Genomic DNA, 16,710 nt, shown 5'->3' with positions numbered 1-16,710 from the left:
AACCCTTATTGTCACAAATGCCGGATTCATCATAGCCTAGGTGAAACTATTATATAATCTATATCGTCAACATCCGAACTCCATAATTTAATATCGTTATCACTCATAATAACCTCAGCAAATAAATTATCCAGGTATCAATTTCTTTATAAACCGCTCTGTGGCTTTAAAATATTCTTTAACGGCGTTAGCCTCGTTTATCAATCCTCTGTAATAACCGGCAATATGAAGGCCGTCATAAAGATAATCAAATTCCCTCATCAGCTTACCGTTGTTTACGGATAACTCCTTTCTTAAAACTTCCCTGTAAGCCTCTACTGACTTAGGAAGCTTCTTTTTAAGCAGCCCCCTCTTAATTAAAGCCTCGTCTATGGCCTCCAGTAGCGCTAAATAGGCCGTGCTGAACGCTTCTCTTACAGGCTTGATGTCTGTATAAAAGTTATCCTCTATCGGCGATTGGCTTAATAATTCCCGTGCATTGGCCAAATACCTTAAGGCCTCTCCTGGTGTATGTGTTTTTGCTCGACGTGCCATATCAATTACTCCTGAAATCTCAGTTTCTTTTACTTTGCTCTATGAATGTATCTATGTCTTTTTTATCAAAAAGAGTTCGCTTACCAATTTTGACAGTTTTTAATACATCTTTTTTCATCAGATTATACAGTGTTGCTCTGCTTATTCTCAGGTATTCTGACGCTTCTTTAATATTTAATAAATTAATAGCCATATAAACATTATAAACCGTCTACCACAACATGTCAATATCCAATTGTGTCTATGGTACTTTATTAATTTATTGACATTTAGAGTAATTAATAGCATAATAGATTACATTATAGCATTATATATGATACAAGAATCTGGAGGTAAAATGTCAGGTAACCAAACAACAGAAACACAGGAAAAGGCTTTAGTACCTGTGGACATCAGGTATGAGGAATTTAACGGGCAGCCTATCAGGATTGCTATGTAAGCGTCAAGTAAACCCCATCTTCTAAAAAATAAATAGAGTTGTCATACTTGTGGGAAAAAAGAGGGGGCACAGTATGGCAAACATAATCCTTATCAGAATTTCACGCTTTACCTTTTTCCTAAAAAATGGATAAAATATTAATATGGATGAAACACCTACAGCTCCAGAAATAGTGCATATCAATGAGATGTGGCCTGTGGTGGAGGGATGAATCTCATTTAGAGGCTCTTGAGGCAATAAAGTCGTAGGGGAAGATAAAGTACTACGGCAAATCCCACAACAACATATGACAAAACATTATACTAAACCAACAAAGCATTGCAATGAAGGGGTCAAGGGGGCTAGCTCCCTTGCGCAGAGGGTTGTAGGGAGAGGCGGCGCCTCTCCCTACTCTCACTCCTCCCTTATAATGGCTTTGTATGGGGAGATTGATTATGACGGGCGTGTTCAGAGGGTGGCGTCGTCACTGGGTGAGTTGTTTGATGTTACGGTGTATTCGATTGATTCAAGGAGAGGGTACAAGAATGATTCATTTCGGTCTGAGCCGATAGGGCTCCCGCCGTTTCGTAAGGGGATTAAAATTCTGAGGTTTTTTTATTTTTGGATTACATTTATATTGCGTGCCATGAGGGTAAACCCGGCGATAATCTATGCTAACGACTCTAATGTGGCGATTCCTTGTTTTATAGCAAGTGTGTTGACCCGCAGTAAGTTTGTTTATGACGCCCATGAGTTGTTTATTCCGGATGAGGGTTCTGTGTTTTCGTTGAGGGAGGAGTTTTATTACCGGCTTGAGTGGGCGGTAGTGAGGTGGGCAAAGCTCGTAATAGCAGCAAACAGGGAGAGGGCTGAGATAATGAAAGCCCACTATAAGTTAAAGTCGTTGCCGCTTGTGATACCCAACATTCCACCCATGCCGGCCTCTACTATAAGTGTGGATGAGTTATATGAGAAGTATCCTGTATTAAAAAGGCAAAGTCCGCATAAAATACGCCTTGTCTATCAAGGGGATATAAACTATGACAGGGGGCTCAGGGTTTTGTATGATGCTATGAAATTACTTGACGATACTTTTGAGCTATTGTTTGTAGGAGGTGGGATTTCACTTGAGGGTATGAAAGCTCAGGCAATAGCCGATGGGTTAGATGGCAGGGTGTTTTTTTCCGGGCGTGTTCCCAGAGACCATCTTTTTGATATTTTGCAAACGTGTGATATTGGAGTTGTAATTTACATATCATCAAGCAAAGTGTTTCTGTACTGTGCTCCGAATAAGATTTATGAATACATTCAGGCGGGACTTCCTGTTTTAGCTACTTGTCAGCCGCCGCTGAAAGCACTTGTTGATACATTTAATGTTGGGCGTATGGTGGGATGTAAAGACAGTGCGGTTACTCTTTCCCCTGAGGAGTTTGCTGATGAAATCAGAGCGTTTCCAGCTCTCTATGACACTTATAAGGGCAACCTCGGTAAATTTCTGTCAGCTAACAGGTGGGAAGATATAAAGGCTGAACTACTTAATGCTTTCCGTAATTTTTGATACCCAGTTGCAGTCATTCGATTAACTTTGTTGGCTTCGTCTAAAGCTCCTTGACGTCTCCCCTAAAGGGGAATCCCCTGTAAGGGGAGGTCGCTTTCTCCTTGCCGCCTCGTTACTCTTTTGACTGCTACTTGGTATGAGATGTTCAAGATATCAATATTCATAAGGTCAAAATGATACAGCTTGGTATCAGCCTGTGGATACATCTCCAGCTCCGTTTACATCAAAACTTATCATAAACTCAACACCATCGGCAATGTTCTTAACTTGCAAGGTGCCGCCCATATTTGTCTCTATTATAGTTTTAGACATATAAAGCCCTATGCCGGTGCCTTCCTTTTCTTTCGTTGTGAAATAAGGTTCAAATATTTTATCTATAATGTCATCTGGAATTCCTCCGCCATTGTCTATTATCGAAACTGTGACTTTGGATTTGTCTTCATTATTGTTGATACTAATTTCAATATTTCCTTTTATCTCAGGGATATTTTTCTTTCTTGAAACAATCGCATCCCTTGAGTTATTTAGAATATTAAGGATCACTTGTTTTAACTCATTAGGATAGCCTTTAACAGGCAGTATTTGATATTTATCTGCCTTTACAGAAACATCTATATTACTTTTACTAAAAACACTTATAAACATCGAGAGTAGTTCTTCTATAGCCGTTTTTACATCAAACAGCACTTTCTTCTTTGAGGGTATAAAGAAGTTTCTGAAATCATCGATGGTTTTTGCCATAAAATCTATTTGATGCATTGTAGAATCTACTAAATTTCCAATGTATTTATCGTTAACCTCACCATAGGCATAACTATCTTGTAAATCTTGTACTTTTAATCCAACAGCGTTAATCGGTTGCTTCCATTGGTGGGCTATTAATCCTATCATCTCTCCCATAGAAGCCATTTTGGATTGCTGGATTAGCATTTGCTCATGTACTCTTCTTTTTTCGGTTTCTACTGCTACCATTGTCTCAAGGTTTTTGTTTAATTCTCTTAGTTGGGTTTCCATTTTCTTACGTTCGGTGATGTCAAGATTGGATCCCCTGAGTTTCACTACCTTACCGAGAGCGTCAAGAACAGGCTCACAGATAGTGTTGACAATTCGTTCAGTTTTATCAGGATGAATAATGCGTATCTCTAAATCATAGGGCTTGCCAAGTTCAACTGCCTCACTTACCGCATCATCAAAACGTCGGTAATCATCAGGATGGATATATTTTATGTGTTCAGAATAGTGTGGAGCGCCTTGTTTGGGATCCAGCCCCCAGATATTAAACATTTCTAATGACCACTGCGGTTGCCGGCTCATCGGATCATATGTCCAGGTACCAAAGTGTGCCTTACTTTGTGCCTCTATTACATCAAGTTGGCTTGCTTTAAGGTCATCGGACAACTGTTTTTCATTTGTTATATCTTTAACTATGTTGAGATTAAACAACGGTTGATTTGCGCCTAGTGAAAAAGGAACACATGTCAGACTTACCCATACCACTTTAGCGTCCTTGAGAATATACCGTTTCTCCATGTTATAAACCGATATATCACCATTGTATAGTTGTCTAAGCCCATCGAGTTGTTGTTGAATATCATCTGGATGGGTAATGTCTCGAAACGTGAAGTTAACAATCTCATCATGAGAATAACCGATGATATTGCAGTACGCCTTATTAACCTGAACAAATTTGCCGGTATTTATCTCAGTAATAGCAATCCCTATCGGCGTTTCATTAAAGATAACCCTAAATCTCTGCTCACTTTCCGATAATCTCTGCTCTATATGTTTTCTCTCTATTGCCACCGAGTATATGGACGCCAATCGTTCGATTATTGACAAATCCCTTTCCGTATAATCCCTTCTGGAATTTGCCAGGGCTATTTGCCCGATTATCTTGCCTCTCGATTTTACAGGAACCGACAAGAAGTTCTTTATCTCAACGTGTCCTGCCGGGGTACAACCCTTATATGAAATATGTTCCTTCGGTGCGTTGGTGAAAAAACCCTCTCCTGTATTTAGTGAATGTCCCCACAAGGCATTATATCCGTTCGGTCCTTTGGGAAATATGGCAGTTTGTTGTTCCTTTGCAACTTTACATTGCTTGTCCACCATGTCAGTAAGATTGACGGCCATGTTATCATCGTTTTCACATATCAACGATGCGTATCCATGCTCGCTCTCAGTAAGTAATAGCGATTCGTCGTGTACTATTTTTGAAATATAGTATTTGTCATTCTCAGGGTTTAAAAGGGCTTCTGTTACCTTAGCAATCGAGGATTGAAGCACAAGGTCCTGGTTCATTATATCCTGTATCTTCAATTGTTCCGTAACGTCAGTCGCTGTACAATAGGAAATACCCTCTGAAGGAACAGGCAATACCGTCCACGAAAGAAACTTATACGTACCGTCTTTACATAAAAATCTGTTTTTAAAACTATATAGCGGTATTCCATGCAATGCTGTTTCCACTGCATTAAGCGATGTCTGGATGTCCTCTGGATGTATAAACTCCATGTATGGCTTTGACTTAAGCTCATCGAGTGTAAATCCAAGTGTCTTCTCAAACGACGGACTGAGCACCTTGAAATACCCGTCAATCTCGGTTATACATAACATATCTATTGCAAGATCAAAGAATCTCTCGAGATCTTCACTTGCCTTTTTCCGTTCTGTAATATCGGTGTGTACTGATATCCACACTTTACCGTGTTCTGAGTGTTCAAAAGTTGAAACAGTTGCATGACACCAAAAGCGTTCGCCGGTCTTTTTAATATTTTGTATTTCTCCTTGCCAAAAATTGTTTTTATTTATTGATGTTATAATTTCTTTGGCTGTCTCTTCTGATGATTTCTCAGTAGGGGCATTAACTACTGAAACATTCTTGCCGATTAACTCCCCTGGGTTATACCCAAACATTTGTTCAAATTTTGGATTACAGTACAAAATACTTCCATCGCTAACGTTGATAAGGTTGATACCCTCTGACATATTGGATATTATTTCACTTTGAAGTTTCAAATCCTCTGTTAACTGTTTTTGTAGCTTTTCTAATTTACTATATGCATTAGTTAATTCATTTTCAACTTTTTTGCTTTCTGTTATGTTGTGCATAGAGACTACCGCACCAATGTTATCACCGTTGGAATCAATAAGAGTTCTACCTGTTGCCGATAGAATATAAGGGGAGCTTCCCTTTGGGGCTATGACCATCTCAACATTTGTTACTTCTTCTCCTTTAAGTGTTCGGAACAATGGGACATCTTCCATGGACATTTTTGTTTTTCCATCAGCATGATACAGATCGTAGTAGTCAGCCCACTTATCAGGTAATAAAGGTTCAGCTGGTAAGCCGTGAAACTTCTGAGTTGCTCTGTTAAATAGTTTTAAAACACCATCGCCATCACACGCTACTATTCCATCCTCTATACAATCCAACACAGCCTCTAAAAATAACTTGCTTCTGACAAGCTCATCCTGCATCTTCTTATGTTGTGTTATATCATTACCAATGCATAAGATTTCTGTAACATTACCTTCGCTGTCACAGATTGCCTTGTTTGTCCATGAAATCCATAGTCGCTGTCCGTTTTTGCGTATATTCTCATTTTCATTTATCTCATATTTCTGTGGATTTATTAATAAATCTTCTATGAAAGAATTTAAATCTCTGCCGGTTGTCTCAACCTCAGGTACAATCGTACCAACTACATTTTTACCTATTATTTCAGAATGTTCAAAACCAAACAAATCCAAAGCGTATTTGTTAATATAAAGAATATTACCTTTTATATCCATTCTCAATATAATACTATTGGCGCTTTCAACAATGGAGCCACTGCGTATTAAAGCTCGTAATTGCTCTAATTCTTCTATAAGTTGTTCTTTTGTCTTTTCAGCATCTCTCATAGAATTCTCCATTACGTCAAAATGAAACCATTTTCACTATTTGATTATAACATAACAAATGGGAACAGGGATTTATAGCGATGAGTTCCTTAGGAGCGCCTGCATCCTGTCAATCTTCAACAATATCCCAGTTAAGGGGAGTTCCTTTCTTTATATCAACCTTTGCACGTTTTGTAAGTATCAACGGCAAATACTTAGGCGGCAGCCCAAAGGCAGGTCGTATGGATTTTACATTTTCCTCTGTGAAAGCCTCCTGTGCAGATATGTCTTTAACTACAAAAAGTGAACGGGCATGTTCACGGCTTTTTTTTACGGCGCAAGACAGCTCATAGTTCACAGTACCAAGCGCTGTCTCCGTTTCCCTTATCCCATCAACCATTGCCCTGAACTCTGAGGGGTCAAGAGAAAACGCCGAATCAGGTCCCCCTATTGCTTTATCCAGTATGAAATGTTTCTCAATTATTTGAGCACCTAACGCTGTTGCCGCTATCGGCGTTGTTATACCCACTGTATGATCGGAAAGACCTATGACCGTATTTAATGTATCCCTCATATGCGGGATTGTTTTTAAATTAGCCTCACAAAGCGGAGCCGGATACACGCTTGAGCATTTCAACACAGCCATGCTCTCATTTCCTGCCGCAGTGCAAGTAGCAAGAGCCTCTTGTATTTCCTCAAAGGTTGCAACACCGGTTGAGATTATCACAGGCTTGCCCTTGCCGGCTGTGTATTGAATTAAGGGTAAATCTGTTATTTCAAACGATGCGATTTTGTACGCAGGCACACTCAGAGATTCAAGAAAATCCACCGACGTTTTATCAAACGGTGAGGAAAACCATATCAGACCCAGCTCCTGCGCTCTCTTTACTAATTTTGGAAACCACTCCCACGGTGTGTATGCCTCGCAGTAGAGTTCGAAGAGTGTCCTGCCGTCCCAAATAGTACCCTGATTAATCTTAAAACTGTCGCAGTCACAGTCTATTGTAATTGTATCTGCTCTGTATGTTTGAAACTTAACAGCATCGGCACCGGAGTCTTTTATCGCCTCTATGGTTTTAAGCGCTATGTCAAGATTCTGTCTGTGGTTTGCCGACAGCTCCGCCACTATAAATACCGGAGCGTCAGCCCCGATGTTTCTGCCGCCTATGATTATATTGCTCATATCTTGCCTCTATCCTGGAAAAATACTCTGTCAGAGTTCTTATGATAACACGCCTCCCCGGAAAATTTACAGGTGTAGATGCTGCTTTTTCATCCCTTATAATATGCACTCCCTCTATGCCCAGTGCCTCAGCACCGGTAAAGTCCTTTGCCGGATTATCCCCCACATAGACGGCAGCATATGGCGCTTTCTGACCAAGAAGATTAAAGGCTGTCTGGAAAGGCACATGAGAGGGTTTCCAGTACTCCCTTCCAAGTATATCCGTGTAGATTACCACATCAACAAGAGACTCTAAGCCAAGAGCTTTAATTTTATTTTGCTGCACGGAGGCCATCCCATCGGTTATGACGGCTGTTTTTATGCCGGAGTCTTTTAGTTTTGTTATTACCGGCACTACGTCATCATACAGGGTAATGTCAGGGCTGTGGTCTCTGTACAGATACAGAAGTGTCAGGACGTTTTCATTGCTGAATTGGCCTGTTTCACCGAGAATATTGTCAAAGACCTTGCCACGCCCTGTGCTGTTGAGGATTTCCATCATTCGGTTAAATAAAATGCCGCTATCCAGGGAAAACACATTAGCCATGTACTCTGAGACTACTTTAAATCCGCTTTTTACAAATTCCATTTCTGGATAAAGCGTGTCGTCAAGGTCAAAAAGTGCCGCTTTCACGGGTTAAACGAACCTTTTGGTTGTTAATGAGTTTTCATCAAGAAATAACTCATCCGTGTATCTGAGCATGTACAGGTTATCCCTAAAGTTTTGGAAATCAGGGGTGAGTGTGCCGCCTTTAAGGATTTTAATTAAATAGCGGGGGGTGTCTGCACCTGCTTCAATACTCAGTGCCGCCCCACCGCCGTATCGCGGATTTACCTCTATAAAAAACACTCTGTCAGTTTCCCAAAAACACTGTATCGTGTTGTGCCCGACCAGATTGAGTGCTTTGGCAAGCCTTACGGATTCATCTATAATAGTCCGGTTACATTGGGTTTTTGAGACGTAAGACTCCCCTCCAAAAACCACAATCCTTATCCTTGGTACAGCACAGATTACGTTTCCTGAAAAATCAGAAAACAAATCGACTGTGTATTCAGGGGCATTTATGTACTTTTGAATTATACAATCATGTCCTCCGGTGTTGATAAAGAGTTGAAGTTCATTGTGAGAATTGATTACAGCGGTGTTTGTGCTGCCCTTACCACGTATTGGTTTAACAAAGAGTGGGAATTCTAAAGCAGCACCGGCGTTGTAGGTTGGAGGGACGTTAAAGCCGTGGCCATTACAAAAGCCAATAAACTTTTTTTTATCCTGACAGACATCAATGGTTTGTGGAGCGGCCGTCATTATAAAGATTCCGTCTTTGAGAAAAACCTCTCTGAGTTTTGAAAAAATCGGCAGCTCTTCATCTCTTGTGGGTATTATAAGAGTAATTTGATGTTGCTTGCACAGGGATAAGACGGAATCTGCAAAGTGAGGGTCCGAGTCTCTCAGGCATAGGTAATGACAGTCGGCAAAGTAAAGAGCGGGGGCGTTTGGGCTTATGTCAATGGCATAAACCAGACCGCCGCCCTCTGCTGCAAGTGCTTTTTTGAAGGCTTTAATAAGCCATACTTTTTTTGAAGCGCTTGTGATAAGTACATTCATCGGATTACTGTAACTTACTCTTTTCGTACTCTACGATGTGTTCTATGCCTGAGCGTATGGAGACCACAGGGCTCCAGCCTGTGAGTTTCCGCAGCTTTGTAATATCGGCGGTGCTTGCCTCGTAGTGTTCAATACATCCCATGTCTTTTTGGTTTAACGGGATTATTGAGGCGATAGCACTTAAGACGTCCTCAACAGATGTACTGATACCGCTTCCAAGATTAATAACGCCGCAGCAGGCATCAGACTCAAAAAAGTGGTAAAGTCCTGTGGCAACGTCCTGTGAGTATATAAAGTCAAAACGGTTTTGACGATTATACACATGGATTTCCTCATTTCTGAGGGCTGCTCCGACCCATCTGGATATGACATCCCTTGAGCCCTTGCCGTAAACCCTGTAAATCCTGGCATTAACCATGCGGGCGTTAGGCAGCATGTACTCATTTATGAATTCGAGTTCCTTCTCGGTATAATATTTAGAAGCACCTGTTATATTTCTTGGGTTAACAGGGCTGTTTTCGTTCAGGAGCACGGGGGCGGAGAGATTTTCAGACATATAGAGAGCCGGTGAGTAAATCAGGTATGAGGACGCAAAAAGAAAAACCTTAAGAGCCGGCATTTTTGATGCAATATCAATAATCCTGTGGCTGAGCAGTGTGTTTTCGTTCCAATTTGTGCTCCAGAATTCCGGTGACTCCTTTGATCTTTCAAATGCGGCGGCAAGGTGAAATATGGCGGAGGGGTTAAAATCAATTATTTCATCAAGATAATCCGTGGAGATGTCGGCTATTAAATGCCGCAGATTCGGAGAGTGGCTTCTGATTTTATCCATCGGCGGAGGTTTCTTATCAACAGAGAGAACGGTGAAACCTTTGTCTGATAAAATGGCAAGGAGTTCGCATCCGATGACTCCCGCCCCACCTGTCACTAACACACGTTTTTTATTTATTGCGTCTTCCATCCTCTCCTGTTAATTTCGGTATTTTGGGGTAAGTTGTTTAACTATTATTTTTAAAAAAGGGGTTTATATTTTTTCTACATTGAATATACAAAACTACTGAGTAATGCAGTTACTTATTATAGCAAAAAGCAAAAGTATGTTCTTATTGAATTTATTAAAGAAGAGATTGCCACACCCCCTGCGGGGGTTCGCAATGACGGCATATAGCTGTTTTTACTGTGTTTTTTTATTCGTCATTGCGAGGAGCGATAGCGACGTGGCAATCTCAACCACTAAAAATAATGAACGGAATTATGGTTTTCGCTATAGAATACTTGAACAGCGCTGCCGCACACTTAAGCTCCTTCATGACTTATACCAAGCTGCATTCATTCGATTAACTTTGTTGGCTTTGTCAAAAGCTCCGGGGCGTACACTCCCCCAGAGGGGATACCCCTGACCCACTATGTGGGCACCAGTGATTTTTTTATTTAATAATACCTAACAGTTTGGAGATTAAATCAAGTGCCCTGGGATTGGTGAGAATTATCAGAAACGCTAACATTAAGAAATATAGTTTCATTTCGAGACGAATATTCTTAAAGTTATTGTCTATTTTATCATCAAGTCTTTTTATTTCAGCTCTAATGCCTGTTTCAAGCGTATCTATTTTGCCTTTTAAATCTGCTTCAAGCGTATCTATTTTGCCTTTTATGTCTGCCTCAAGCGTATCTATTTTGCCTTTTAAATCTGTTTCAAGTGTATCTATTTTGCCTTTTAAATCTGTTTCAAGCGTATCTATTTTGCCTTTTAAATCTGCTTCAAGCGTATCTATTTTACCTTTTAAATCTGTTTCAAGCGTGTCTATTTTGCCTTTTAAATCTGTTTCAAGTGTATCTATTTTGCCTTTTAAATCTGTTTCAAGTGTAGTTATTTTACCTTTTATGTCTGCCTCAAGCGTGTCTATTTTAGCTGAAAGTCTTGTTTCGAATAGTTGCAAATCGGCCTTAGAAGACAGTTCTTGCGATAACTCTTTTTTTATCTCTGCTTTTACTGCAGAAGAATACTCAGAGGTTTCTTTAAACACCTCCGCTATCTCTTTAGCCGCATTATCTCCAAGATCGGTCTTTCTAAGCCGCTCATATATCTCTAACGTATCAATTGCCGTTATCATGTTTCTAAGATATCATAAAAATTAAAAAAATACAATATCTTTCATTTTGCGTACCTTATAACTCCCCGTCTTTTAAAGGTGCACCACCTGCCTGACAAGCTAAGGATACACAGCTGTGGTGGAGTGGGAATTAAAAGATAATAAAAAACCCTCCTCTTAGGTTATATCTTTCCTTTCCATCTCCTCTTATATGATATCGTGAAGTTCATGTAATGAGGAAATTCTTTTGACATCAGGTACTGTGACGGAATACTTTTTAGATTCCATACAAATGGCTGTTGCGCCTACGGCAAGCCCTGCATTTATATCAGCATCTTTATCACCTACCATGAAAGATTGCTTTAAATCAATTTTGAAATCGGAGCGCGCCTTGTAGAGCATTCCAGGAGAGGGTTTCCGGCAGGCGCAGTTATCTCCGCTGTTATGTGGGCAGTAGTAAAATCCGTCAAAACCGTATTTTTCGATATATATATTATTTACCTCATTTACAAAACACTCATCTACGATACACCTTGCTATGCCGGATTGGTTAGTTACTCCAATAAGTAAATAGCCCTTTTCTTTAAACCTCATCAGGTTTTCGCAACCGTTAAAGGGTTTGAAATTGTTAATGTTATTTAAGTAGTGTGCATCCTCACAAATTGTGCCGTCACGGTCAAAGAAGATTGCTTTTTGTGTACATATAATATCCCCAAGGGCATCGATTACCTGAGCGGATGTTATAGAGCTCATACACTTAAGGTGGCCATGCGGACAGGTACGCTTAAAACACGGGGAACAGTCCATGGAACTATTTAAAACCTTCGACAAAAAAGAGTGTTGACAGTCTTCAGGTATGTCAGGCGGCCCGGTAAGTTCACAAGAGGTGGAACCAAAGATTGAAACACACGGTGTTGAGGTTGCATAGGCAATGTGCATAGGCCCCGAGTCATTTGTTATGACGGCGTCACACTCGGAAATCAGGGCGCATAACTGCCGCAAACCGGTCTTACCGGTTAAATCCATAAAAGCACTTTCTTCCGTGATGATTTCACTCAATGTTTCACCGGAGAGCTTATTTGAAGTATCGGTACCAAAGATTACTACACTACCGTTGAGCTCAGCCACAATGTGTTTAATGACTGAAATGTAATTATCATCAGGCCAGCGCTTTGCCGAGCCGTAAGCAGCCTGTGGGTTAATCCCAATAACCGGCCGCTTAAGAGGACGCAGAACTTCCCTTGCCTTCCGTCTTTGCTCCAGTGTCAGATATATCCACGGCAGAGTATAAGGCGCCTCGATACCCGATTCCCTGAGCAGGTTTAAGTAGTACAACACGTGGTGAAGTTTAAGCGTGTCTGCGTTGACTGCTACTCTGTGTGTCAGAAGCAGACCTCTGGCATCACGGTCATAACCGGTACGTTTACCTATTCCTGCCATAAAAGTGATGAGGGCTGCATCAAATGCGTTTTGAAAAAGAAACGCCTCATCATATCTCTCCGCCCTTAATTGCGATGAAAGACTAAATTTACCGGTGAGCTTTTCATGTGCCTTAGTGTATTTAACAAGAGCATCAACATTTGGGTTGTTTTCAAAAAGAGGCAGAACATTTTCTTTGGCTACAATGCTTATGTGGCTGTCTTTACGTGCTTTTCTTAAAGCTCTTAGAGCAGGCAGAGTCATCACAGCATCTCCTACCCAGTTAACTTCTCTGACAAGAATTTTTGATGCCACAGTTTTAGCGGCTTAACAAATCTCTACTGCTGCTGAAGAGGTTGAACACCGGCCACGGGCGGCGTATTCTATGATAAACCAATTTTTAGCCTGCACTCCCACATATTTTGTCAGGGCGTAGTTCAGAGTTCCCCCGATGATAATTCCAAAACCGTACGGCAATGACTTTTCTATCGCTTTTCTTGTAAAGTGCGTTCCGATTCTGTTGAATAGGTCTTTAATAACGTGTAACACAGCACCGCGTAAATAGTGCTGAATCATGCTAACTCCTGCGTCACTTGCTATTTTTACACCGATATTTGCTCCAAAAATCTGGAAAGCGGCACCTTTAAGGTTGCTCTTAAGTAATTTCATCGTAGTCTTATTCTCACATGCCGTCTCAATGTGCAGCCCGGCTTTTTCAAGCGTACCGGCAGCGGCTAATAAAAATGACAGATTAAGTGCTTCCTCAGTTGAGGCGTCAAACCCAAATGCCTCACACAAACACAAACACATATCTACCTGTAATTTCATAGCAGTGACCACATCAACCGCCATACCGCCGGTTATGGCAATCACTGTTCCTATGCCGGGAGTAATGCTGGGCAATGCCGTCACGCTGCCGATTAGTGCCGCCAGGTTTGAGTACTTTCTTACTATTTTGTCGGCTACCGCTATGTTGGCTTTAAGCTCTGAGTCGGAACCGCCGTAGCAGTCGTATGTGTCCCTGTATTTCTTCACTATCTTTTTTGCACTCTCAGGCCTCATAATTGCAGACCGGACAGTTTTAAAAAGCGGACATTCTTCTTTTGTCTCTCCTGTGTCCATATTGCTGTATTATAACGCACTTTTATCTTAAAAAGCATCAAGCCTCACAATGTTCACAAAAAACCCAGCGTTATATTTTAAAAGCATGGTATTTTCTGTTACACTATTTTGAGTGCAAGTTTACGGTACGGGCAATACAGGAGCAACAATGGAAAGAGTTGTGCAAATAGATAGATTCTCAATAGTTAAAAATGTTTTATTGTGGCTTATAATAATTTCAGCCCTGTATGTTAGCAGTTTATATGGTTATTTAGTCTTTCACACCTTTGCCGAGATGTTCAGTATAGTTATTGCTTTTAGTATTTTTATCATAGCCCATAATACTCGCAGTTACATGCAAAATAATTATTTATACTTCATAGGAATAACATATCTTTTTGTCGGTAGTCTTGACGCGTTGCATACGCTTGCATATAAAGGCATGAATATAATACATGGCAGACCGGCGGCCACTGAAATATGGATTGCCACCAGATACATTGAAAGCATTTCCCTGTTAATTGCTCCTTTTTTCTTATATAAGGAAAGAATCAGGCCATTTTTGATATATAGCGTTTACACGCTTATAACTTTACTAATTTTGACTTCGATCTTTATATGGAATAACTTTCCAGTTTGCTATGTACAAGGAGTCGGGCTGACAGCATTTAAAAAAATAAGTGAATACATCATTTGTTCCATTTTAGTTGCTTCATTAATTCTGTTGTTTAAAAATAAAAGATTTTTTGATAATAACGTTCTGAAATTATTATCACTTTCCATTTCTTTTGCAACAGCTACAGAGCTTTGCTTTACTCTCTATGTTGGCGTATATGATTTTATGAATCTGCTTGGGCATATGTTTAAAGTCATATCCTATTATTTTACTTACAAAGCTATAATAGTAACCGGAATGACTAAACCCTTTGATCTTCTGTTCAGGGACCTTAATCTTAGCAACAAAGCCAATATGGAGCGTGCAGAGGAAATCTCGATTTTCAATAAAAAACTGACAAATGAAATAGCACGACGAAAAAAAGTCGAAGATGAATTAATATCTCTCAATAAACATCTTGAGAGACGGGTTGATGAGGAAGTGGAAAAACTCAGACAAAAGGAAATGTTATTAATCCAACAGTCAAAGATGGCACTTATGGGTGAAATGATAGCAGCCATATCACACCAATGGAGACAGCCTCTTACTATTATTAGCTTTTTGATTCAGGACATGGAAGATGCCTACAGGCATGGAGAGCTCGATAGTAAATACGTTGACACTACTGTGAGCGGAACTATGAGGCAGATAGGTTTTATGTCAAAGACAATAGATGATTTTAGAGACTTTTTTAAACCGGCAAAAGAAAAAGAAACATTTGATATGATTGAAATTGCGGGGGAAGTGTTTTCATTATTTTCATCTCAATTGAAAAATGTTACTTACCGCATCACTTGTCACGCTCACAACAAGACATTTACTAACTTCTCCGAGGTAGTACCCTGTGGCGCTACGGTAATCACAACGTACAAAAGCCTGTTAGCACATGTTATATTAAACATAATAAAGAACTCAAATGATGCAATCATGGAAAGAGAAAATAGGGGACTCCCAGCTGCAGCACAACAGCATGGCATGATAATGGTGGACTGTTATAGAAATGACAATATATTAAAGATGGAAATAAGTGACAACGCAGGTGGAATTCCTGACAATATAATGGAGACGATCTTTGACCCCTACTTTACCACCAAGAGCAGTGGTACCGGGATAGGACTCTATCTGTCTAAAATAATTATGGAGGATAACCTAAACGGCAGGATTAGTGTAAGAAATACAGCGACAGGAGCAAAATTTACTTTGGAGTTTAATGTGTAATACCATGCCTGTGTTAACCATATGTTTTCAAACCGGCAGAGTTTATTCCTGGGCGACAATAATTATCGCCATCGGCCATGTCCGTGCCACAAGGGGCTTTGTGAATTTGAATCCCGAAAGCGATAGGTTTTCGATTCAGAAGGGATTACAATAGAAAACGCTGATATGTATAGTCCTCCATTTCTGTCGTAAAATTTTGATCCCGTTACAACTACACTCATCTGTGTCTTTACGGCAAGACCAATTTGATTTAAATACCACCGCGGGCCGGTCACTACCTTGTAGGTCTTATCAGATGAAAGCAGTGTAAAAACACAAGGCCCTCTCATCCCCTCATCCACACCGGCAACAACACCGGCAAGTGTTACCTCGGTGTTTAAGTCGTAACCATCACCCGCATCAGCACCTAAATTATGTGTCAATAGTATAATGAAAACGGCTGTCAAAAAAATTTTTCTTATCATAGTAATCCCCGTGTTTAAACACATAACACGGCATCATTAATCTTGCCGTGTTATGTGCCTCATGTCAAGGGTTAACGCATCCTGCCACCCATTCCTGAACCCGCCCAGTATGGAATGCCGCTTTCATCTCTGAGTTTGAGCACTTCATCGTCCTTTTTAACCTCAGCCGCAATTATGGCGGGCTTGGAGTTGAAGGTTATTTTTGAGCCTTTAACCTCTACAGTGTCGCCCTTTCTGAGTTCAACGTCCTGCCGCTCGATATACCATACCGGACCGAGATGTACAGCTACTTTGCCGTCTTCAGTTGTAAGCACGAGATGTAGTCCCTGAGCCATACCCCTCTTTGCCTTAAATGTTTCCACTGCCTCGATGGTTCCAGTAACAGTGGCGGCAGTTGACGGATCGTACATCCTTTGATACGTACTGCCCTGCCCCCAGCCGCAGCTTCCCTTCCAGCCGCGCCACGGTTGTGCTGAGGCGGTTGCTGCAAGCCCCAGTATCAATGCTATCGCTAATATTGAAATTTTCTTAATCATA

Annotated in this window: 14 protein-coding genes; 2 read left to right on the top strand and 12 right to left on the bottom strand. The window is 40.6% G+C overall.

What is annotated here, in order from left to right; all coding sequences use genetic code 11:
- Nucleotides 1-126: 126 nt before the first annotated feature.
- Both H7844_03980 and H7844_03975 read right to left on the bottom strand, forming a co-directional pair.
- Nucleotides 127-534 carry a DUF5618 family protein gene (locus H7844_03980; GenBank protein MEO5356442.1) on the bottom strand — a complete coding sequence of 136 codons (408 nt, stop codon included), beginning with the start codon at nt 532-534 and terminating at the stop codon, nt 127-129.
- Between the two features lie 19 nt (nt 535-553).
- Nucleotides 554-727, bottom strand: a complete 174-nt coding sequence (locus H7844_03975) for a helix-turn-helix domain-containing protein (protein ID MEO5356441.1) — start codon at nt 725-727, stop codon at nt 554-556.
- Nucleotides 728-1,259: 532 nt separating this feature from the next.
- On the opposite strand from H7844_03975, the gene H7844_03970 reads away from it, so the two are divergent.
- Entirely contained in the window at nt 1,260-2,510 is a 1,251-nt protein-coding gene (locus tag H7844_03970) for a glycosyltransferase (protein ID MEO5356440.1), read from the top strand.
- Nucleotides 2,511-2,699: 189 nt separating this feature from the next.
- Here H7844_03970 and H7844_03965 read toward each other — a convergent pair whose 3' ends face one another.
- From H7844_03965 to H7844_03930, 8 genes are all read right to left on the bottom strand, one after another.
- Nucleotides 2,700-6,416 carry a PAS domain S-box protein gene (locus tag H7844_03965; GenBank protein MEO5356439.1) on the bottom strand — a complete coding sequence of 1,239 codons (3,717 nt, stop codon included), beginning with the start codon at nt 6,414-6,416 and terminating at the stop codon, nt 2,700-2,702.
- A gap of 109 nt (nt 6,417-6,525) precedes the next feature.
- Nucleotides 6,526-7,578 (bottom strand): pseudaminic acid synthase, encoded by a 1,053-nt coding sequence (pseI, locus tag H7844_03960; protein MEO5356438.1) that lies wholly within the window; start codon nt 7,576-7,578, stop codon nt 6,526-6,528.
- On the bottom strand, nt 7,538-8,251 hold the full coding sequence (locus H7844_03955; protein MEO5356437.1) for an HAD hydrolase-like protein: 714 nt from the start codon (nt 8,249-8,251) through the stop codon (nt 7,538-7,540). The genes pseI and H7844_03955 overlap by 41 nt, the downstream gene beginning before the upstream one ends.
- A gap of 3 nt (nt 8,252-8,254) precedes the next feature.
- Nucleotides 8,255-9,223, bottom strand: coding sequence for an ATP-grasp domain-containing protein (locus tag H7844_03950; GenBank protein MEO5356436.1), 969 nt, complete (start codon nt 9,221-9,223; stop codon nt 8,255-8,257).
- A 4-nt stretch (nt 9,224-9,227) separates the two neighbouring features.
- On the bottom strand, nt 9,228-10,184 hold the full coding sequence (locus H7844_03945) for an NAD-dependent epimerase/dehydratase family protein (GenBank protein ID MEO5356435.1): 957 nt from the start codon (nt 10,182-10,184) through the stop codon (nt 9,228-9,230).
- Between the two features lie 466 nt (nt 10,185-10,650).
- The gene (locus H7844_03940) at nt 10,651-11,337 is read right to left on the bottom strand and encodes a hypothetical protein (protein ID MEO5356434.1); all 687 of its coding nucleotides are present in this window, start codon (nt 11,335-11,337) and stop codon (nt 10,651-10,653) included.
- A gap of 186 nt (nt 11,338-11,523) precedes the next feature.
- Complete coding sequence (waaF, locus tag H7844_03935) at nt 11,524-13,050, bottom strand: lipopolysaccharide heptosyltransferase II (GenBank protein ID MEO5356433.1); 1,527 nt, start codon at nt 13,048-13,050, stop codon at nt 11,524-11,526.
- A gap of 12 nt (nt 13,051-13,062) precedes the next feature.
- The gene (locus H7844_03930) at nt 13,063-13,857 is read right to left on the bottom strand and encodes a hypothetical protein (GenBank protein MEO5356432.1); all 795 of its coding nucleotides are present in this window, start codon (nt 13,855-13,857) and stop codon (nt 13,063-13,065) included.
- A gap of 148 nt (nt 13,858-14,005) precedes the next feature.
- Between H7844_03930 and H7844_03925 the strand changes: the two genes are divergently transcribed.
- On the top strand, nt 14,006-15,709 hold the full coding sequence (locus H7844_03925; GenBank protein ID MEO5356431.1) for an ATP-binding protein: 1,704 nt from the start codon (nt 14,006-14,008) through the stop codon (nt 15,707-15,709).
- Nucleotides 15,710-15,771: 62 nt separating this feature from the next.
- Here H7844_03925 and H7844_03920 read toward each other — a convergent pair whose 3' ends face one another.
- The gene (locus H7844_03920) at nt 15,772-16,173 is read right to left on the bottom strand and encodes an OB-fold nucleic acid binding domain-containing protein (protein ID MEO5356430.1); all 402 of its coding nucleotides are present in this window, start codon (nt 16,171-16,173) and stop codon (nt 15,772-15,774) included.
- Between the two features lie 71 nt (nt 16,174-16,244).
- Nucleotides 16,245-16,709, bottom strand: a complete 465-nt coding sequence (locus H7844_03915) for a DNA-binding protein (GenBank protein MEO5356429.1) — start codon at nt 16,707-16,709, stop codon at nt 16,245-16,247.
- Nucleotide 16,710 lies beyond the last annotated feature (1 nt).

The sequence above is a fragment of the Nitrospirae bacterium YQR-1 genome, from assembly GCA_039908095.1.
Classification (GTDB): Bacteria; Nitrospirota; Thermodesulfovibrionia; order Thermodesulfovibrionales; family Magnetobacteriaceae; genus Magnetomonas.
The sequence above is the reverse complement of the archived record's forward strand: the minus strand, read 5'-3'. Positions and strand labels throughout refer to the sequence as shown.